Raw genomic sequence first — 18,589 nt, 5'->3', positions numbered from 1 at the left:
CTGGTTGTCAGTCCCCGGTCGTAGCCTTCGGAGAAGGATCCGGAGAAGGGGTCCGGAGCAGGGGACGGTAACGCGCTCGACGCCCGGGAGGTGTGCATCGTGACCCGACCGCCCACCGCCGCGCAGCGGCGGGTCATCGACGCCGCCGACCCGGTCACCGGGCGGCTGCGGGGAACCGAGGCGCAGCTGACGGCACTGGTGAGGCGCGGGCTCGCCTTCCGGCACCCGCGCCCGCCGCACGACCACTTCCTGACGCCGGCCGGACATCGGATACGGGAGGCTCCGGAGCCCCTGGCGCGGACGGAGCCGGTGGCCGCGGCAGCTGCCGAGCCGACCGGGGGGTTCGCCGCGCGGGTCGGCGGCGAGGAGTCGGCCGAAACCGGGCCCGCCCGGGCCCGTGAGGTGCACAGTGCCTGGCAGGGGCTGCTCGAACTGCGCCGGATGACCAACCCCGACGGCGCCACCGACCGGCCGTGCGGCTGGGAGCGTGCGCATCTGGTGCGGGCCGCCGCGCTCGCCCTGGAGGCGGCCGGGCAGCCACCCGAGGGGCCGGACACCCCCGGGTACCGGGTGCGGGCCACCCCGCAGCCGGATGCGGTCGCCGTCCACGCGCCGGAGAGCAAGGGTTTGCAGGCGTGCGCGGCCGCCCTGGAGCGGGCGGGCTGGCAGACGGGCGAGTACACGGAGCCGCGTACCAGAACGCGCTATCTGCTGGCATCGCCACGCCGGGTGTGACGCGCGTGCCAGGATGCCGACAAAGGATCAGTGCGTCGTACACGAGACGCCGTGCACGAGACGCCCTGCACGAGACGTCGTACGCGAGAAGGGGAAGTCGTGAGCGAACCGTATTCCGTCCGGGTGACCGTCCGTGGCTACGAGACCGATGTGCAGGGTCACCTGAACCAGGCGGTGTACATCAACTACGCCGAGCACGCCCGCTGGTCGCTGCTCCAGGCCGCCGGGGTGAGCCAGGCCGGGCTGGTGGGCCACGGGGTCGGCCCGGTGTCGCTGGAGACGACGATCCGGTACAGGCGGGAGCTGCTCGCCGGTGACGAGGTCGACGTGACCTGCGCGTTCCAGTGGGGCAGCGGCAAGACGTTCCGGGTGTTCCAGACGATCACCAAGGCCGACGGCACCGTGGCCGCGGAGGTCGAGGCGGTCGGCGGGCTGCTGGACCTGAAGGCCCGGAAGCTGGTCGCCGATCCGCGCGAGGTCTTCAAGGAACTGACGTCGGCCCCGGAGCTGTTCGGGTTCTGACGCGGTCCGCGCCGGCCACGCGGCCGTCTACACGTCGAGCAGTTCCGGCCGGTGCTCGGCGTCGTAGACCGCCCGGGCCTGGGCGATGTAGTGGCGGTTGTGCTCGGCCCAGTCGGTCAGCCGCTGCAAGGTCTCGTGCAACTCCAGCGCCACCGGCGTGAGTTCGTACTCCACGCGCGGCGGCACGGTCGGATACACGGTGCGGGTCACCAGGCCGTCGCGCTCCAGGTTGCGCAGGGTGAGGGTCAGCATCCGGCGGCTGATGCCCTCGATGCCGCGCTCCAGTTCCGTGAAGCGGATGGGGCCGTGCGAGGCCGCCACCAGGATCTGCACGCTCCATTTGCCGGCCACCCTGTCAAGAACCTCGCGGACCGGGCAGGCCTGCGCGTTCACGACCTGGCTGGTAACACCGGTGTTCCCCTGGGACATCGAGCTGCCTCCTTACGCGGTCCTCTCATGGTCACTCACCATGGACCCCGTTACAAGTCGTGCACCTTGCGCACGATCGGTTCCTGTTGATGTCCCTGGCGAGTTCACGGCGATTGCGGAGGCCAGAAGGCCATGTCGACCACGACCGGCACACCGGCCGCACCGGTGACTTCTTCCCGAACATACCCCCGCGGGGCGTCCCTCGTCGTCCTGTGCGCGGGCGCGCTGATGACGATCCTGGACGGCACCATCGTCACCGTCGCGATGCCCGCCGTCCAACGCGACCTGGGCTTCAGCGGTCCGGGGCTGGCCTGGGTGGTGAACGCCTATCTGATCCCGTTCGGGGGACTGCTGCTGCTGTTCGGCCGTCTGGGTGATCTGGTGGGCCGGAAGCGGATGTTCACCGCCGGGCTCGCCGTGTTCACCGCGGCCTCCGTGGCATGCGGGCTGGCGACGGGTCAGGGCGCGCTGGTCGCGGCGCGGGCGGTGCAGGGCGCGGGCGGGGCGATGACCTCGGCCGTCGTGCTCGGCATGCTGGTGTCGCTCTTCCCCGAGCCACGCGAACGGACCCGTGCCATCGCGGTGTTCAGCGCGGTGGGGTCGGTGGGCGCCACCCTCGGCACCTTCCTCGGCGGCGCGTTGACGCAGGCGCTGAGCTGGCACTGGATCTTCCTGATCAATCTGCCGATCGGGGTGGCGGCCTGGCTGGCCGCGGTACGGATCCTGGCCCGCGAGCCCGGTGCCGGGCTGCGCAGGGGCGCCGACGCTCCCGGGGCGGCCCTGGTCACCGGCGCGCTGATGCTCACCGTCTACGTCATCGTCGGCTCCGGCGACCGGAGCGCGGCCGCCACCCTGCTGCCGGCCGCGCTCGCCCTCGCGCTCCTCGTGGCGTTCACCGTCCGGCAGGCCCGGGCCGAACACCCGCTGCTGCGGCTCGGAATGCTGCGCTCCCGGGCGCTGAGCGGCGCGAACGGCGTACAGATCCTGATGGTCGCGACGATGTACGGCTTCCAGTTCATCGGCGCGCTCTACCTGCAACGCGTGCTGGGCCTCGGCGAGTTGGACACCGGCCTCGCCTTCCTGCCGGCACCGCTCGCGATCGGTGTCCTGATGCTGGGGCTGTCGGCGCGCGTGACCGGCCGGTTCGGCGCGTACCGCGTGCTCCTCGCCGGGCTGGTGCTCATCACCGCCGGGATGGCCCTGCTGAGCCGGGCGCCCGCCGACGGGTCGTACGCGGCCGACGTGCTGCCCCCGATGCTGCTCATGGCGGCCGGGTTCGCCGCGGCGATGCCCCCGCTGACCGGCCTCGCCATGGGCGGTGCCCGCGCGGAGGACGCGGGGCTGGCCTCCGGGCTGTTCAACACCACGCAGGTGGTGGGCGGTTCGCTGGGCCTCGCCGCCCTGTCCACACTCGCGGCGAGCCGTACCGACGGCCTGCTGCACGCGGGCGCGGAGCTGGTGCCGGCCACGGCGGCCGGCTACCAGCTGGCGTTCCGGGTGGCCACGGTGATCGCCGCGGGGGCCCTGGGGCTGGCGGCGGTCACGCTGCGGCCCCGGCCCGCCTGAACCGGGCGAGGCGGCCGATCAGGCCCCCGCGAACGCGCTCCGGTGGTCCTCGGCCCACTCCCGGTAGGTCCGGGGCGGCCGGCCTAGCACCGACCGGGCGTCCTCGGTGACCAGCGCGTTGCCTCCGGCACGGACGAACGCCACACCGGCCAGGACACCATCCGCCTGGGCCCCCTCCATGCCCCAGGCGACGCGGAGGAAGTCACGGGTCTCGTCCGGGGACAGGTCCCGGGTCGGGACCGGCCGGCCCAGGACCTCGGCGAGCACGGCGGCCTGACCGGGGACGGTGATGGCCTCGGGGCCGGTCAGGGTGTACGTCCGCCCCGCGTGCCCGGCGTCGAGCAGGGCCCGTACCGCCACCTCGGCGATGTCGCCGGGGTCGATCACGCCCGAGGCGCCGTCCCCGGTCATGTTGGGCACCGGTTCGCCAGTGCGCAGGGCCTGGAGCCAGGTCAGCGTGTTGGAGGCGAACGACGACGGCCGCAGCACCGTCCAGGCGAGCCCGCTGTCCCGCACGGCCCGCTCGCCGGCCACGTGCCACGAGCCGGAGGGACCCGTGGCCGGGTCGCCGGTGGCGATGGCGGAGAGCTTCACCAGCCGCGCCACGCCCGCGGCCCGCGCCGCGGCGACCAGCGCCGCGTCCTGCCCCTCGTCGGGTCCGGGCGGCCGCAGCAGGAACACGGCCGTCGCCCCGGCCGTCGCCGCGTCCAGGGCGGCCGGTTCGCCGTACGCCCCGCGCACCGCCTCCACCCCTGCGGGCAGCCGCGCCTTGGCCGGGTCGCGGGTGAGGGCGCGCACCTTCGCACCGCGCCCGGCCAGTTGTCGTACGACCTCACGTCCGATGGTGCCCGTGGCACCCGTCACCAGAATCATGTGGTCCACGGTGGGCCCGCCGAGGCGCCCCGCTCTTGGAAATTCCGGCACGCCCGGCCAGGCCGGACGCCGGCGCCGGGCCGTTACGGTGGAAAGGTGCCGATGACCATCGCCGAGCCGCTGCCGACCACACCCGAGGCGCTGCGCCCGTGGGTGTCGGAGGTGCGGACCATGTCCTTCACCGACCCGCCCGAGGGGACGTTCGTCCAGCTGCCGGACGCGGGGACCAAGGTGGTGCTGCGGGTGACCGGGGACGGACGGCGTGACCTGCTGGCCGTGGGGCCGCGGGTGCGGGCGGCCTACCACGAGGGGAAGGCCCACATCGCGTGCGCGGAGCTGCGCCTCACGCCGGGAACCGCCCGGGCGCTGCTGGGTGTTCCGGCCGCCGGGCTGGTCGGCCGGGTGGTGCCGCTGGACGCCCTGCCGGGCGGGGTGGCCCGCCGGTTCGCGCGTGAAGTGCGGTGGCTGGACCCGCTGGAGGCGCTGCCCCGCGTCGCCGAGGTGCTGCCCGCGCTGCTGGCGGAGACGGGGGACCCGGCCCGGACGGCTCTGCTGCGGGCCGGGGTTGCGGCGCTGTCGGTGCGGATGGACCGGGCGCCCGCGCAGGTGCGGGACGTGGCCCGGGAACTGGCCGTGAGCGAGCGCCAGTTGCGGAACCTGTTCAGCGACGGCGTCGGCGTCTCCCCGAAGCACTACGCCCGTATCGACCGCGTCCGCACGGTCGCCGCCCGGGCGGGCAGCGCCGGCTGGTCCGAACTGGCCGCCGCCACCGGCTACTTCGACCAGTCACACATGACGACCGACTTCCGTGCCCTGATGGGCGTCCCGCCCCGCTCCTACTTCAGGGGCCGGCTGCCCGCGACGACCCCCTGCCAGGCGATCCGGCAGCCCTGAACCCGGACGCGCGGTCACGGTCCCAGGTGCCGGGCGTGACCCCCCGTTCCCGCAGTACCGCCTTGCGCACCTTGCCGGTCTCGGTGAGCGGCAGCTCCCCGACCGTGTCGATGTAGCGGGGAACGGCGAACGCGGGCAGTTCGCGGGCGCAGTGCCGGGCCAGGTCCGCCGGGTCCGGCCGGCAGCCGGGCCGCAGGACGACGGCGACCATCACCTCGTCCTCGGCCAGTTCGGAGGCGACCGGGAAGGCGGCGGCCGTGACGACCGCGGGGTGCGAGCGGACGGCCGCCTCCACCTCGTACGAGGAGATGTTCTCGCCGCGCCGCCGGATGACGTCCTTGATGCGGTCGACGAACCGGAACCAGCCGTCGGGCTCGCGGACCACGCGGTCGCCGGTCCGGCGCCAGGAGTCCGGGGCCGGTTCGGGGTCGCCCAGGTAGCCGGTGGCGAAGGCGAACGGGTGGTGACTTCGGACGAGGAGTTCGCCCGGGGTGCCGTCCGGTACGGGGACGAGGTCCGTGTCGACCACGCGGGCCCCGAAGCCCGGCCGGACGGTGCCCATGTAGCCGGGCCGGTGGTGCTCGGGGGTGGAGCCGATGACGAGGTTGGTCTCCGTGGAGCCGAAGCCGTCGACGAGCGTGACGCCGAACCGCTCGCGGAAGGGCTCCCACAGCGGGCCGGGCGTGGCCGGGGAGAGGCCGCGGCGCACCCGGTGCGCCCGGTCGTCCGGGCCGGGCGGCCGGGCGAGCAGCATGGGGACCATCGCGCCGAGCAGGTGGACGGCGGTGGCACCGGCGTCGGCCGCCTGCCGCCAGAACCGCGAGGCGGAGAAACGCTCGCCGATCACGACGCACGCGCCCACCGTCATCGCCTGGGCCAGGGTGTTCAGGGCGTTGGTGTGGAAGAGCGGGAGGCAGGTGAACAGCACGTCGTCGGAGGTGAGGCGCAGGGCGTCCGAGACCGTACGGCCCCACCACACGAACTGGGCCTGGGGGCAGCGCACTCCCCGGGGCGGGCCCGTGGTGCCGGAGGTGAAGAGGACGGCGGCGGTGTCCTGCGGGCGGACGGGGGCAGGGGGCAGCGGCGTGGCGCCGTCGGGGTGCGGGGGCAGGCCGATGTCCTCGCCGGGGTGCGGGGGCACCGTCTCCCCCGCCGTCCAGACCGTCCCCCGGTACCCGGCCTCGGCCGCCCGCCCCGCCGACTCGGGCTCGGCGTACAGGAACCGGGGCCGCGCCTCCCGCAGGGCGTGCTCCAGGGACCGGCCGCGCAGTGCGGTGTTCAGCGGTACCGCGACCGCGCCCAGCCAGGCGCAGCCGAGGAACAGGTCCACGAGTTCGACCCGGTTTCCCAGTAGCGCCGCCACCCGGTCGCCCGGCCCGCAGCCCCGGGCCGCCAGCGCCCCGGCCGTCCGGGCCGCCGCCTCGCGGGTCTCGGCGTACGTCCGGGCCGTCCCGCCGACGCGCAGGAACGGGCGGTCGCCGTACCGCTCGGCGGCCGCCTCGACGAGTTCCGGCACGGTCGGGCCGGTGGCGATCACTTCGGCATCCCGGCGTCGTTCATCGCAACACCCCCGCGTCATACAGGTATTGGATCCGTTCCGGGGAGTATCCCGCCACCTCGCGCAGCACCTCCCCGGTGTCGGCGCCGAGCAGCGGTGCGGGGGTGCGGACCGAGCCGGGGGTGCGGGCGAGCCGGATCGGCGGGCCTTCGTGGAGGAAGGCGCCGGCGGCGGGATGCGCCATCCGGACGTAGAAGCCGCGCGCCCTCAACTGCGGGTCGTGCTCGACCAGTTGCCGCCCGTCCTGGACGGCCCCCGCGGGCACCCCCTGCTGTTGCAGCAACTCGGCGGCCAGGTCGGCGGGGAGGGTGCGTGTCCACGCGCCGATCGCCTCGTCCACGAGGGCGCCGTGCCGCCTGCGGTCGGCGGCCGTCGCCCCCTCGGAGACCAGGTCGGGGCGTCCGATCACCCGGCACAGCGCCGCCCACTCCTCGTCCGAACGGACGCTGACGGCCAGCCAGTTGTCGGCGCCCAGGCACCGGTACACGCCCTGCGGGCTCCACACCGGATGCGTGTTGCCGATCGGGGACCGCGCGGAGGTGAGCAGGCTGGTGCCCATGTGGGCCGCGATCGCCTCCAGTTGGGAGAGGTCGATGTGCTGCCCGCGGCCGGTCCGGTCCCGGTGCTCCAGCGCGGCGAGGGTGGCCAGCGCCGCCTGGAGTCCGGCCACGATGTCGCCGTGGCCGTAGATGACCCCGACCACGTCGCCGGGCCCCCGGCCGGTGAGGCCGGTGAGCCCCGAACTCGCCGAGACGGTGTCGGCGTACGACACCCAGCCCGCCCGGGGTCCGGTGTGGCCCATGCCGGACATGCTGACGTAGACGAGCCGGGGGTTGATCTCGCGGAGGGTGTCCCAGCCGAGGCCGAGCCTGGTCATGACCGTGGCGCTGAAGTTCTCGACGAGGACGTCCGAGGACGCGACGAGGTCGCGCAGCACGGCGACCCCGTCGTCGGTCCGGGTGTCGAGGGCGAGGCTGCGCTTGTTGCGGTTGACCTCGTTGAAGTAGCCGTTGGTGTCCGGGTCGGTGTGGGGGCCGCGGGAGAGGTGCATGAAGGGCGCGAACCGGGTGGGGTCCGGGCGGCCGGCCGACTCCACCTTGACGACGTCGGCGCCGTGGTCGGCGAGGACCTTGGTGCAGTAGGGGCCCGCGAGCACCCAGGTCAGGTCGAGGACGCGGACGCCGTCGAGGGCGGGGCGGGCGGAGTCGCCCGCACGCACGGACACCGGACGCCGCTCGGCGAGCAGCTGCTGGTCGGCGCCCGCCGCCGGGACGGTGAGCGAGGTGATCCGGTGCCCCTCGGGGAACGCGAACGGGAATCCGAGGTCGGTGCGGCCGTCGACCTCGGTGAAGAAGCCGCGCGCGACGAGCTGGGGGTTGTCCGGGAGTTCGGCCGGTACGTCGACGGCGGCCCAGGGCAGCTTGCGGTCCTGGGCGCGCTCCGCGAAGGCGGCCTTCGGCCAGGTGCCCGCGAAGTCCTGGACGACCTTGAAGACGTACTCCTGGTGCTTCTTGCGCTCGACCGGGTCCTGCCAGCGGGGCTCGGTGAGGTCCGCCTGCGCGCCCTGCTCGCACAGCCAGTCGAGCAGCGCGTCCCACATCCGCGGGCTGCCGCCGAGTCCCCCGCCCAGGTGGCCGTCGGCGGCCCGGAACAGCCCGTGCGGGACCAGCGGGTGTACGTGTCCGGGGCGCGGTGGCACCCGGTCCTCGTGCAGGTAGGCGAGGGTGCCGGCCTCCAGGGCGGCGGCGACGCAGGCCTGCGCGGAGACGTCGGCGAGCTGTCCGGGGCCGCGCCGGCGCGCCCGCAGGCCCAGCAGGGCGGCGATCGCCGCGTTGACGCCCGCGAGGTGCTCCGCCTGGTTCTCCGGCAGGTGCAGGGGCGGGCCGTCGGGGTCGCCGACCTGGGCGAGCATCCCGCCGAGGGCGGCCACGACGAGATCGGTGCCCTGCCAGTGGCTGCGCGGGCCGACCAGCCCGAAGGGGGTCACGCGGACGTGGACCAGGTGGTCGAGGCCGGTGGTGTCGGCGCCGTCGGAGGTGCCGTCCGGTGTGCCGTCGAGTGTGCTGTCCTGTGAGCCGCCCGGTGAGCCGCCCGGTGTGCCGTCGGGTGTGCCGTCGGGTGTGCCGTCGAGGAGGATGTCGGCGCCCGCGAGCAGGCGGCGCAGGTCGTCCGGCCCCGAGACGGTCACCGAGCGCTTTCCGGCGTGCCAGTGGGCGAAGCCGACCGGGTCCTCCCGCCGGTCGGGGTGACCCTCGGGGGGTTCGGCCAGGACGACCTCGTAGCCGACGCCGACCAGCAGCCGGCCGGCGAAGCGGGTGAAGGGGCTGGTCAGTTCGACGACCCGCGGGGTTGCTGCTGCGCTCACCTGTCCTCCTCTCCTCCTGCCCGTCGGTCAGCCGTGCCGCTGGTTCAGGAAGCCGTCGACCACGCGGTGGAAGTCGTACGGCCGCTCCTCCTGGAGGTGGTGGGAGGCCTCGTGCATCACGTGCAGGTTCCCCTTGGGGACCATGCGGGCGAGCATCAGCGGGTAGTCGGGGGTGAGGAAGGCGTCCTGCATGCCCCACATGAACAGCACGGGGGCCTGGATGGCGCCGAGTTCGGCGGTCAGGTCCTGCCAGTCGCCGCGCGGGTTGTCGGAGGCGCCGGCCAGCGCGGTCTCCTCGGGGTCGAGGCTCTGCTCGTGGCGCAGCCGTACCGTGCCCTCCGGGATCGCCTCGGGGTCGTACCACTCCAGGCGGGCCATCAGCTCGCGCATCTTGGTGCGGGACGGGCCGTCGCCGCCGTAGTAGACGTCCCGGGCGTTGCGGCCGCGGCGGCCGCCCTCCGGGAGCGGGGCGAGCGGGCCGTAGAAGACGGGCATGCTGCCGGTGACCACCAACGACCGGACGCGCTCGGGGTACTTGGCGGCCAGGTTCAGCGCGATGGTGCCGCCCCAGGAGTTGCAGACGAAGTCGGCCCGGTCGATCTCCAGGGTGTCCATCAGGGCCACCGTCTTCGCCGCGTGGTAGTCCCACATGGGGCCCTCGATGACGGGCTTCGCCGACCGACCGTACTGCAGGATGTCGACGAGGAGACAGCGGCGGTCGGCGGCGAACAGCGGGGCCACCTGGCCGAAGTCGGACCAGCCGGTGCAGCCGGGGCCGCCGCCGTGCAGGAAGATCGTGGGGCTGCCCGTGCCCAGCTCGATGTAGTGGTACTTGACGCCGTCCGCCTCCGCGTAGGCGCCCGGCGGGGGCGCCTGGATGTCCATGAGATCCATGAGCGGATCGTGCCGGGCGGCCCGGGCGGGTCCAAGCCGGGCGGTCCGCTGAGCGGTCCGGGTCTGTGGCCGCAGGGGTGCCGGCCTCCCTAAGGTCCCCGGCATGCTGGATGTCGCTGAGGAAAGAGCCCAGGCGGCGATGGGCCGCTGGGAGGCCCGCTCGCTGGGGGTCGTACGGGCCGAGGCGGCGGCCGAGTTCGCACGGGCCGCCGGGGACACCGCGCCCGCACTGGTGGATCCCGCGGACCCCGCCTTCGTGGTGCACCCGATGTACCTCGTCAGCCTGCTGCGGCCCGAACCGGGCGCGGGACCGGGCACCGAACCGGGCGCCGAACCGGGCGAGTTGAGGCCGGACGGCATGTACCGCGACGAGGTGCCGGGCACCGACGGACTGGACGTCCGGCTCATGGCCGGCGGCCAGGCGGTGCGCTGGATCGGGGAGGTACGGGTCGGCGACCGCGTCGAAGTACGCCGTGCGGTCACGGCCGTCGACCGGAAACGGCCGGATCTGCTCCTGATCACCGTCGAGAAGACCTACGCGGCCGAACGCGGCCCCCTCGTCGAGGTCACGCTCATCGAGGTCACGGAGAGGTTCATCGTGCGATGACGGAGCCGGCGACGACGGCGGAAGCTACGGCTGCGGAAGCTACGGCTGCGGAGGCCGCGGCAGTGGAGGCCGCGGCGGTGGAACTCGTGCCCGACGAGGTCATGTTGCTGCGCTTCGGCGCGGTCACCCGCAACACGCACCGCATCCACTACGACCCCGACTTCGCCCGGTCGGAGGGCCTGGCCGGGCCGGTCGTCATGGCGCAGCTGCACGGCTGCCTGCTGCACCGGGCGGCCGCGGCCCACGCCGGGCCCGCGGGACAGGTGCGTGAACTCTCGTGGCAGAACCGGGCACCCGCCCACCCGGGCGACCGGCTCACGGTGACCGCTTCCGTACGGGGCGTGGACCCGGTCAGCGGTGAGACCACCCTGGATCTCGTCGAACACCGGGGAGACGGTGTCGTCTGCTGCCAGGGCCACGCCGTGGTCGTCCGCCGGGAACAGGCACCGGGCTGACCCGCTCGGCGGCTCACCAGCCCCTCTGCTCAGGAGAAGTCCAGCACCACCTTGCCCACGGCCTCCCCCGTCCGCAGCCGCTCCACCGCCTCGGCCAGCCGCTCCGGCCGGTGCCGTTCGACCGGCAACTCCAGCTCTCCTGCTGCCAGTTCGCCCAGCATCCGGTCGACGTCGGCGGCCACCTCCCGGCCCCGGGTCATCAGGTTCACCGGCAGCAGCGAGACGTCGGCGAGCAGGAAGTCCGCGAGGTCGACGGTGAGTTCACGGCCGGCGGTGTACCCGACCAGGGCGACCCGGCCGCGCGGCCGGACCAGGCCCAGGGCGGCCCGCAGCACCGGCCCGCCCACGGTGTCGACGACCGCGTCCACCGGCCCGCCCACCGCCTCCGCCGTCAACTCCCCCGCCAGGACCGCCTTCGCGGCGGCCGGGATCCGGTCGAGCTTGGCGGGCCGTCCGACCACGCCGATCACCTCGGCTCCGGCCCGCGCCGCGACCTGCACGGCCAGCGACCCGACCGCGCCCGCGGCGCCGGTGACCAGCACCCGCTCGCCGGCCCGCACGCCCGCCACCGTGTGCACCGCCGCCCACGCGGTACCGGCCGGGGTGAAGAACCCGCAGGCGAGAGCGGGATCCGTGCCCTCCGGCACCGGGATCGCGGCGGCGTCCGGCACCAGGGCGTGGCCCTGCCAGCAGCCGTCCCGGCGCAGTCCGAGCCCCTTGCCGTTGATCCTGACCAGGCTGCCCACCGGATGGCTGTCCGAGGCGAGCACGAGCCCGGCCCCGTTGGTGCCGGGCACGGCGGGCAGGTCCGGCAGGATGCCGAACTTCCCGTCCACGACGTTGAGATCGAGGTGGCCGACCTGTGCCGCCAGCATCCGCACCAGGGTGTGGGCCGGCCGGGCTTCCGGCACGGGCCTCTCCTGGAGCCCGGGCAGGACGCCGAACTCTTCGAGGACCAGGGCACGCGACTCGCCGCTCACGCTGCCGCTCACGTTCCCGCTCACATTGCCGCTCACAGTTTCACTCCGTATCGACGCAGGACCCGGGAGGCCACGATCCGCAGCACACGGTCGAAGACGAACCCGAGGATGCCCAGGGTGATGATCCCGACGAACACCCAGTCGATGCGTCCGTAGTTGCGGGAGGTCCAGATCAGGGAGCCGAGGCCGACCTGGGCGGCGACGATCTCGGCGGAGACGATGGTCAGGAAGCTGTTGCCCATGGCCAGCCGCGCCCCGGTGACGATGTACGGCACCGTCGAGGGCAGTACCACCCCGCGCAGGATCTGCGCCCGGCTCGCGCCCAGGCTCGCCGCCGCGCGCAGCTTGGACTCGCCGACCGACATCACCCCGGCGCTGGTGTTGAGGATGACGATGAAGACGGCCGTGTAGAAGATCAGCACGACCTTCGAGGACTCGCCGATGCCCAGCCAGACCACGGCCAGCGTGACGAAGGCGACCGGCGGGATGAACCGGAAGAACTCGATGTACGGCTCCAGGAGCTGGCGTACGGCCTTGCTCTGGCCGACGAGCAGCCCGGCCGGTACGCCCACCAGCAGCCCGAGGCCCCAGCCGATCAGGATGCGGCGGCTGGAGGCGATGATCGAGTTGGTGAGGGTGCCGTCCTTCGCGAGGTCGCCGGCGGCGGCGAGGGTCTCGTGCGGGGACGCCACGAGCGAGGGACCGTAGTGCAGGGCCAGGAGCTGCCAGACGCCGAGGCCGACGAGAACGGAGACGGCGTAGAGGCCGGCGGAGCGCAGTCCGAGGACCGCCCTGCGCCCGGCGCGCGGTTTCGGCGGGGCGGTGGCGGTCACGGTGGTCACTGTGGTCACGACGTCTCCTCCACGTCACGTGCCTGGTCGAGTCCTTGGTCGAGTCCCTCGTCGAGGCCCTGGTCGCGCAGGGCCTTGCGGACCTCTTCGCCGATGTCCTGGCGCAGGCTGCGGCGCAGGTCGAGGGCGGCCGGGTCGTCCTCGTCCCGGGGCCGGGGCAGGTCCACGGGGTAGACGGACTTGACCGAGGCCGCCGGGCCCGCCGTCATGACGGCGACCCGGTCCGCCAGCAGGATCGCCTCCTCGATGTCGTGGGTGACGAACACGACCGTGCAGCCCGAGGCCTGCCAGATGCGGGCCATCTCCTCCTGCATGACCTGCCGGGTCTGCGCGTCGAGCGCGCCGAACGGCTCGTCCATCAGCACGATGCGGGGCTGGTTCGCCAGCACCCGCGCGATCTGCACCCGCTGCCGCATCCCGCCCGAGAGCTGCCCGGGGAACCGGTCGGCGCAGTGCCGCAGCCCGACCAGCCCCAGGTACTCGTCGGCCAGTTCGTGCTGCTCGGCGCGGGAGCGGCCGCGCATCCGGGGCCCGAAGGCCACGTTCTGCCGGACGGTCAGCCAGTCGAAGAGCGCCTCGCTGCTCTGGAACACCATCCCGAGGTCCGGGTCGGGTCCGGTGACCGGCTGCCCGTCGACGGTCAGCGCGCCCTCGGACGGGCGGACGAACCCCGCCAGCGCCGACAGCAGCGTGGACTTGCCGCAGCCGCTCGGCCCGAGCAGGCACAGGAACTCCCCGGCGGCGATGTCCAGCGTGATGCCGTCCACGGCGTGGAAGGAGCCGAACCGGATCCCGACGCCGTCGACGCGGACGGCGGCGCCGTGCCCGCCCGCCCGGTCGTCGGCGCCCTCGGTCCGGGCGGGCGCGGGGCCCGTCTGGATGGCCTTCGTCATCGCTCACGATCCCTTCGTGTCGAACGGGAGTCGAACGGGAGGAGGCTGCTGCTGTCGGCCTGTGGCTCCATGGGCACCTCGGGGGGGTTGGCGGGGAAGCGGCCTGGGGCGGTACCGGGGGTGCGGGGAATTCGCGCACCGTAGAACGCGCCGGGCGGTGCGCGCATGGCCGGTGGTCCGCTGAACGGGACGCCCGACACAGTGGGTCCGCGGCGCGCCGGCGGTCTGCTCAGCGGAACGGTTTCGTAGGCCGCCACCTGCCGTGACCCGAAGCTCGTCACCACGCACCGACGCCACCAGGAGGTCACGCACGATGACGACGGGTGAGGGCCCGAAGAACAGAAGCCGTTCCGCGCCCGGCCGGCAGGACTGGTCGTCCTGGCCGCACTACGACGGCGCCGCCCAGGGGTTCCGCGGCTACTGGTACCCGGTCACCTGGTCCAGCCACCTGACCGGGAAGCCGCAGCCGTACACGGTCTGCGGCGAGAAGATCACGCTCATCCGGGACGGCGGCACGGCGTACGCCCTGCACAACCGCTGCCCGCACCGCGGGGTGCCGCTCTCCGAGGGCGACCAGCAGTTCCCCGGCACGGTCAGCTGCCCGTACCACGGCTGGACGTTCGACCTGCCCACCGGAAAGCTCAGCGCGGTCATCACCGACGGGCCCGGCTGCCGGCTGACCGGCAAGGTGGGCGTACGGACGTACGCGGTCGAGGAGCGCCTCGGCATGGTGTGGGTGTACATCCCGCTCGCCGACGAGGAGCCCCACCCCATCGACGAGCAGCTCCCCGAGGAACTCGTCTCCAACCCCTTCGTGATGGGCGGCCGGATCGAGCCGCGCGGCGGCAACTGGCGGTTCGCCTGCGAGAACGGCTTCGACGAGGGCCACGCCAAGTACCTGCACCGCACGGCCCTGTGGCGGCTGTTCAAGCCGATGCCGACCTGGAACATCACCCGGATCGTGCCCCGCGGCCGCTGGATCTACCGGGTCCAGGACGAGGTGCACTGGGAGGCCGACTTCCCCGGCGTGGGCCGCTGGTCCAACAAGCGCTGGTGGAAGATGCAGCCGCCGAAGGAGACCTTCAACATCGGCAACACCGGCAAGGCGGACAGCATCAACCCGACGATCGAGGCCCAGGACTTCCCCGGCTTCGCGTCCCTGTCCATGCCGGGTGTGCTGCGGATCGTCTACCCGAACTTCATCCACTACGAGTTCTACGTCCCGGTGGACGCCGACCACCACAACTATGTCGGCGTGATGGTCAACTTCACCGAGGGCTGGTCGACCCTGCGCTTCTACGCCAAGTACCTGGGCGCCATCCGCTGGCTGTTCCACGGCCAGTTCTCCGGCCAGGACGCCTGGATGGTCGACGTCACCGACGCGCCGCCGGAGAAGCTCTACCGCCCCGACGTCTCGCTGACCTCCTGGCGGAACCTCAGCGAGGAGGAGTACGGCAAGAAGCTGGCCGGGGCCGGGGCCGACGCCGACTCACCTGCAGAGAAGGAGGCGTGAGAATGCGCCGTACGCTGCTCGCCATGCTCGCCGGTGCCGCGATCGCCGTAGCGCTCCCTGTCGCCAGGAAGCGCTACGCACGCACCACAATGACCCAGGTCCACAGGATCAACCAATGAGTCCTCCCCCTCCTGGTGGGAGGGGGATTCCTGGCTCACGCCGCCCAACCAGGCAGCACCTGGACGGGTCTTCCGCGATCAACACCAGCCGGGTTGAAACCAGCCCGGTTGACATGAAGTCAAGGAGAATGTGCGTGCTTGGTTCTCGCGACGCACAAGACACGCTTCACCCGACGGGACTCGCGGGCCTCGACGCTCCGCGCCGCGCCTGGGTCGCCGAGGCCTGGCGGCACGTCACCGCCGACCGGCTGCGTGAGCTGGTCGTGGGGCTGGTGGACATCGCGAGCCCCACGGGGGACGAGGGGCCGCTGGCGCGGCACATCGCCGGCACCATGTCACATACCATTAAAGATTCAACCGTCCAGCCCCTCGACGACCGCCAGGCCAACGCCTGGTCCCGTCTCAAAGGCGACGGCACCGGCCCCGACCTCATGCTCTACGCCCCCATCGACACCCTCACCGTGGGCGACGAGCGCGAGGACCTCCCGTGGATCGGCCCCGAGCTGCGGGAGGACATGCGGCCGCGGGCGACGGTGTACGACGACCTGGTCACCGGCCTCGGCGCCTCCAACCCCAAGGGCCACGCGGCCTGCGTGATGATGGCCGCCGAGGCGATCGCCCGCGCCGGCGTCCCGCTCACCGGCGACCTGGTCGCGGCGTTCGGCGCGGGCGGCATGCCCACCAACGCCCGGCCCGGCAGCCCGAGGCTCAACACCGGGCAGGGCGTCGGCTGTTCGTTCCTGCTGGAGCAGGGCGTGTGGACGGACTACGCGGTCATCGCCAAGCCCGGCTGGACGGTCTCCTGGGACGAGGTCGGCCTGGTCTGGTTCGAGGTCACCGTCCGCGGCACCCACACCTACGTGGGCTCGCGCCACCGGCTGCCGTACGACAACGCCGTCGCCCGCGCCGGGGAGGTCGCCCGGCACCTGGAGGAGTGGTTCGCCGAGTACGCCGAACGGCACACCGGCGGCACGGTCGCCCCGCAGGGCGTCGTCGCCTCCGTGCGCGGCGGCTGGCCCCGGACGGCCGCGGTCACCCCGGCCTCCTGCACGCTCATGGTGGACCTGCGGATCGCCCCGGAGACCTCCCCGATGCAGGCGAAGCGGGAGTTCCTGACGGCCCTCGGCGAACTGCCCGGAGACGTCACCGCGGAGATGGTCCTCGCCATACCGGGCACCCGGACCGACCCGGACAGCTGGATCCGCCGCTCCGCGACCGCCGCCTGGGAGGCCTTCGAGGGCCGCGGGCACGAGGTGATCCGCGGCAACAGCGGCGCCACCGACGCCAACATCCTGCGCGCCCGCGGCATCCCGACGGTGCGCGTCGGCATGCCGAAGGTTCCCCAGGCCGAGGCGCCCTTCGAGATCGACTTCGCGCGCGGGATGAACACCGTCTCCGTGCGGGCGATGGAGAAGCTGACCCGCCACCTGGTCCGTACGGCGGTCGACACCGTCACCCGCCCCCGCACAGAGATCCCCGGAGACCCGGCATGACCGAGATCGTCCTGGGTGTCGGCGCGTCGCACAGCACGCTGATGAACACCCACTGGGACCAGACCTTCCACAAGGACCGCGCCGAACGCTTCCGCGACGCCCTGGCCGCCGCCCGCGACCGGCTCGCCGCCGCCCGCCCGGACACGGTGGTGCTGGTCGGCTCCAACCACTTCCGCGGCTTCTGGCTGGACCTCATCCCGAGTTTCACCCTCGGCGTCGGCGAGTGCCTGGCGAGCGGCGAGTCCGGCACCCCGAAGGGCCCGCAGCGGGTCGACGTCCCGCTGGCACGGCACCTGGCCGGCGCCCTCGTCGAGGACCACGGTTTCGACATCGCCTTCTCCGCCCGGCTGCAGATCGACCACGGCCAGTCGCACGCGATCCAGTACCTCCTCGACGGACTCGACGTGGAGATCGTGCCGCTCGTCGTCAACGTCTTCGCGCCGCCGCTGCCGACCCTGGAGCGCTGCGAGCGGCTCGGCCGGGCCATCAGGGAGACGCTCCTCTCCTTCCCGGCGGACCGGCGGGTCGCCGTCATCGGCTCCGGCGGCCTCTCGCACCGGCTGCCCTGGCCGGACTGGCGGGCACCGGACGGCGACGACGAGGAGTTCATGGTCGACGCCTGGCTCAACGGCCGGGAGAACTGGCAGGACTACGACGTCCGGCGCCGCGAGATCATCCGGGCCGCCGAGGCCGCGCTCACCCCGGAGTTCGACGAGGAGTTCCTCACCCTCGTGGAGCGCGGTGAGACCCGCCGTCTCACCGGCCTCACCACCGAGGAGCTGGAGAAGCGGGCCGGGAACGGCGCCCAGGAGATCCGCACCTGGCTGCTGATGGCGGCCGCCCTCGGCCATGTCCCGGGGCAGCGGCTGGCCTACGAGCAGCTGCCCGAGTGGCTCACCGCCATGGCCGTCGCCGTCCTCGACCCCGCGTCACCCGCATCTCCCGCGTCCCCCGCGTCCCCCGAAAGGCAGTCATGAGCATCTGGACCGAACTGACCGGCACCGACCACCGTCTCGCCTACGTCGACGCCGGCGGCATCCGTACCCGCGCCCTCCAGGCCGGGCCCGAGGACGGCGAGCACGTCGTCTTCCTGCACGGCACCACCGGTCACCTGGAGGCGTTCGTCAGGAACATCCCGGCGCACGCCGCGGCCGGGTACCGGGTCCACGCCGTCGACATGCTCGGCCACGGGTACACCGACAAGCCGGACCGGCCCGGTGAGATCCCCGCGTACGTCGAGCACCTGATCGCCTACCTGGACGCGGTGGGCGCCGAGCGGGCGCACCTGGTCGGCGAGTCGCTGGGCGGCTGGGTGGCGTCCTGGGCGGCGAGCGAGCACCCGGACCGGGTCGCCTCCCTGCAGCTGCTGTGCATGGGCGGCACGAAGATCAACCCGCAGGTGATGGAGCGGCTGAAGACCGCGACCAGGGCGGCGGCCCTGGAGGACGACATCGCGCTGACCCGGGACCGCCTGCGCCTGCTGTGGGCCGAGTGGGACGAGGACCTGGGCGAGGAGCTGACCCGGGTCCGGTACGAGATCTACCACCAGCCCGACTTCCAGCGGAACCTCGGCAACCTGCTGGCCCTCCAGGAGGTCGACCGGCGCGAGCGCAACCTGCTCCGGCCGGACCGGATGGCCCGGATCAAGGCCCCCACGCTGGTGGTGTGGGCGAACAGGAACCCGTTCGGGGACGTCCCGGAGGGCGAGGCCATCGCCGCCGCGATCCCCGGGGCCCGGCTGGAGGTCTTCACGGAGTGCGGGCACTGGCCGCAGCACGAGAAGGCGGAGCTGTACAACCCGCTCAGCCTGGGGTTCCTCGGCGAGGCCGGCTGACGGCACGG

19 protein-coding genes are annotated in these 18,589 nt (G+C 73.4%); 11 read left to right on the top strand and 8 right to left on the bottom strand.

What is annotated here, in order from left to right; genetic code table 11:
• Window positions 1-99: 99 nt before the first annotated feature.
• Both ACFZB3_RS02115 and ACFZB3_RS02110 read left to right on the top strand, forming a co-directional pair.
• A complete protein-coding gene (locus ACFZB3_RS02115) occupies window positions 100-735 on the top strand; it encodes a hypothetical protein (protein ID WP_391368223.1) in 636 nt (211 codons plus the stop codon).
• 99 nt (window positions 736-834) lie between these two features.
• The gene (locus ACFZB3_RS02110) at window positions 835-1,257 is read left to right on the top strand and encodes a thioesterase family protein (protein WP_391368221.1); all 423 of its coding nucleotides are present in this window, start codon (window positions 835-837) and stop codon (window positions 1,255-1,257) included.
• A gap of 27 nt (window positions 1,258-1,284) precedes the next feature.
• Here the strand turns inward: ACFZB3_RS02110 and ACFZB3_RS02105 are convergent, their stop codons facing one another.
• On the bottom strand, window positions 1,285-1,686 hold the full coding sequence (locus ACFZB3_RS02105) for a winged helix-turn-helix transcriptional regulator (protein WP_391368218.1): 402 nt from the start codon (window positions 1,684-1,686) through the stop codon (window positions 1,285-1,287).
• 132 nt (window positions 1,687-1,818) lie between these two features.
• Here ACFZB3_RS02105 and ACFZB3_RS02100 point away from each other — a divergent pair, with 132 nt between their 5' ends.
• Window positions 1,819-3,252, top strand: a complete 1,434-nt coding sequence (locus ACFZB3_RS02100; RefSeq protein ID WP_391368215.1) for an MFS transporter — start codon at window positions 1,819-1,821, stop codon at window positions 3,250-3,252.
• A gap of 18 nt (window positions 3,253-3,270) precedes the next feature.
• On the opposite strand, the gene ACFZB3_RS02095 is transcribed toward ACFZB3_RS02100, so the two are convergent.
• Window positions 3,271-4,125 (bottom strand): NAD(P)H-binding protein, encoded by an 855-nt coding sequence (locus tag ACFZB3_RS02095; protein WP_391368212.1) that lies wholly within the window; start codon window positions 4,123-4,125, stop codon window positions 3,271-3,273.
• Between the two features lie 102 nt (window positions 4,126-4,227).
• Between ACFZB3_RS02095 and ACFZB3_RS02090 the strand changes: the two genes are divergently transcribed.
• Complete coding sequence (locus tag ACFZB3_RS02090) at window positions 4,228-5,019, top strand: helix-turn-helix domain-containing protein (RefSeq protein WP_391369703.1); 792 nt, start codon at window positions 4,228-4,230, stop codon at window positions 5,017-5,019.
• Here ACFZB3_RS02090 and ACFZB3_RS02085 read toward each other — a convergent pair.
• The 3 genes from ACFZB3_RS02085 to ACFZB3_RS02075 are packed head-to-tail and all read right to left on the bottom strand — an operon-like array spanning window position 4,967 to window position 9,836.
• Window positions 4,967-6,556 carry an AMP-binding protein gene (locus tag ACFZB3_RS02085; protein ID WP_391368210.1) on the bottom strand — a complete coding sequence of 530 codons (1,590 nt, stop codon included), beginning with the start codon at window positions 6,554-6,556 and terminating at the stop codon, window positions 4,967-4,969. The two genes, ACFZB3_RS02090 and ACFZB3_RS02085, sit on opposite strands and share 53 nt — an antisense overlap.
• A gap of 19 nt (window positions 6,557-6,575) precedes the next feature.
• Window positions 6,576-8,942: a CoA transferase gene (locus ACFZB3_RS02080; protein WP_391368207.1), complete on the bottom strand. Its 2,367-nt coding sequence runs from the start codon at window positions 8,940-8,942 to the stop codon at window positions 6,576-6,578.
• Between the two features lie 27 nt (window positions 8,943-8,969).
• Window positions 8,970-9,836, bottom strand: coding sequence for an alpha/beta fold hydrolase (locus tag ACFZB3_RS02075; protein ID WP_391368204.1), 867 nt, complete (start codon window positions 9,834-9,836; stop codon window positions 8,970-8,972).
• Window positions 9,837-9,939: 103 nt separating this feature from the next.
• Here ACFZB3_RS02075 and ACFZB3_RS02070 point away from each other — a divergent pair, with 103 nt between their 5' ends.
• Together ACFZB3_RS02070 and ACFZB3_RS02065 are read left to right on the top strand one after the other, a co-directional pair.
• Window positions 9,940-10,443: a MaoC family dehydratase N-terminal domain-containing protein gene (locus ACFZB3_RS02070; RefSeq protein ID WP_391368201.1), complete on the top strand. Its 504-nt coding sequence runs from the start codon at window positions 9,940-9,942 to the stop codon at window positions 10,441-10,443.
• Between the two features lie 77 nt (window positions 10,444-10,520).
• On the top strand, window positions 10,521-10,898 hold the full coding sequence (locus ACFZB3_RS02065; protein WP_391368198.1) for an acyl dehydratase: 378 nt from the start codon (window positions 10,521-10,523) through the stop codon (window positions 10,896-10,898).
• A 29-nt stretch (window positions 10,899-10,927) separates the two neighbouring features.
• On the opposite strand, the gene ACFZB3_RS02060 is transcribed toward ACFZB3_RS02065, so the two are convergent.
• The 3 genes from ACFZB3_RS02060 to ACFZB3_RS02050 are packed head-to-tail and all read right to left on the bottom strand — an operon-like array spanning window position 10,928 to window position 13,622.
• A complete protein-coding gene (locus ACFZB3_RS02060) occupies window positions 10,928-11,914 on the bottom strand; it encodes a zinc-binding dehydrogenase (protein ID WP_391368195.1) in 987 nt (328 codons plus the stop codon).
• A complete protein-coding gene (locus tag ACFZB3_RS02055; RefSeq protein ID WP_391368193.1) occupies window positions 11,911-12,729 on the bottom strand; it encodes an ABC transporter permease subunit in 819 nt (272 codons plus the stop codon). Before ACFZB3_RS02055 ends, ACFZB3_RS02060 begins: the two co-directional genes overlap by 4 nt.
• The gene (locus tag ACFZB3_RS02050; protein ID WP_391368190.1) at window positions 12,726-13,622 is read right to left on the bottom strand and encodes an ATP-binding cassette domain-containing protein; all 897 of its coding nucleotides are present in this window, start codon (window positions 13,620-13,622) and stop codon (window positions 12,726-12,728) included. Before ACFZB3_RS02050 ends, ACFZB3_RS02055 begins: the two co-directional genes overlap by 4 nt.
• 313 nt (window positions 13,623-13,935) lie before the next feature.
• Between ACFZB3_RS02050 and ACFZB3_RS02045 the strand changes: the two genes are divergently transcribed.
• The 5 genes from ACFZB3_RS02045 to ACFZB3_RS02025 all read left to right on the top strand — a co-directional run bounded on the left by ACFZB3_RS02045 (window position 13,936) and on the right by ACFZB3_RS02025 (window position 18,581).
• Window positions 13,936-15,135 carry a Rieske 2Fe-2S domain-containing protein gene (locus ACFZB3_RS02045; protein WP_391368187.1) on the top strand — a complete coding sequence of 400 codons (1,200 nt, stop codon included), beginning with the start codon at window positions 13,936-13,938 and terminating at the stop codon, window positions 15,133-15,135.
• Window positions 15,132-15,254 (top strand): hypothetical protein, encoded by a 123-nt coding sequence (locus ACFZB3_RS02040; RefSeq protein ID WP_391368184.1) that lies wholly within the window; start codon window positions 15,132-15,134, stop codon window positions 15,252-15,254. Before ACFZB3_RS02045 ends, ACFZB3_RS02040 begins: the two co-directional genes overlap by 4 nt.
• A gap of 134 nt (window positions 15,255-15,388) precedes the next feature.
• On the top strand, window positions 15,389-16,747 hold the full coding sequence (locus ACFZB3_RS02035) for a M20 family metallopeptidase (RefSeq protein WP_391368181.1): 1,359 nt from the start codon (window positions 15,389-15,391) through the stop codon (window positions 16,745-16,747).
• Window positions 16,744-17,724 (top strand): catechol 1,2-dioxygenase, encoded by a 981-nt coding sequence (locus ACFZB3_RS02030; protein WP_391368178.1) that lies wholly within the window; start codon window positions 16,744-16,746, stop codon window positions 17,722-17,724. Before ACFZB3_RS02035 ends, ACFZB3_RS02030 begins: the two co-directional genes overlap by 4 nt.
• Window positions 17,721-18,581 (top strand): alpha/beta fold hydrolase, encoded by an 861-nt coding sequence (locus ACFZB3_RS02025; protein WP_391368175.1) that lies wholly within the window; start codon window positions 17,721-17,723, stop codon window positions 18,579-18,581. Before ACFZB3_RS02030 ends, ACFZB3_RS02025 begins: the two co-directional genes overlap by 4 nt.
• The last annotated feature ends 8 nt before the right edge of the window (window positions 18,582-18,589 follow it).

This window comes from Streptomyces sp. NPDC008092 (genome assembly GCF_042957285.1).
GTDB lineage: Bacteria > Actinomycetota > Actinomycetes > Streptomycetales > Streptomycetaceae > Streptomyces.
Note: the sequence above shows the minus strand (reverse complement) of the source record. Positions and strands in the feature narration are given on the sequence as shown.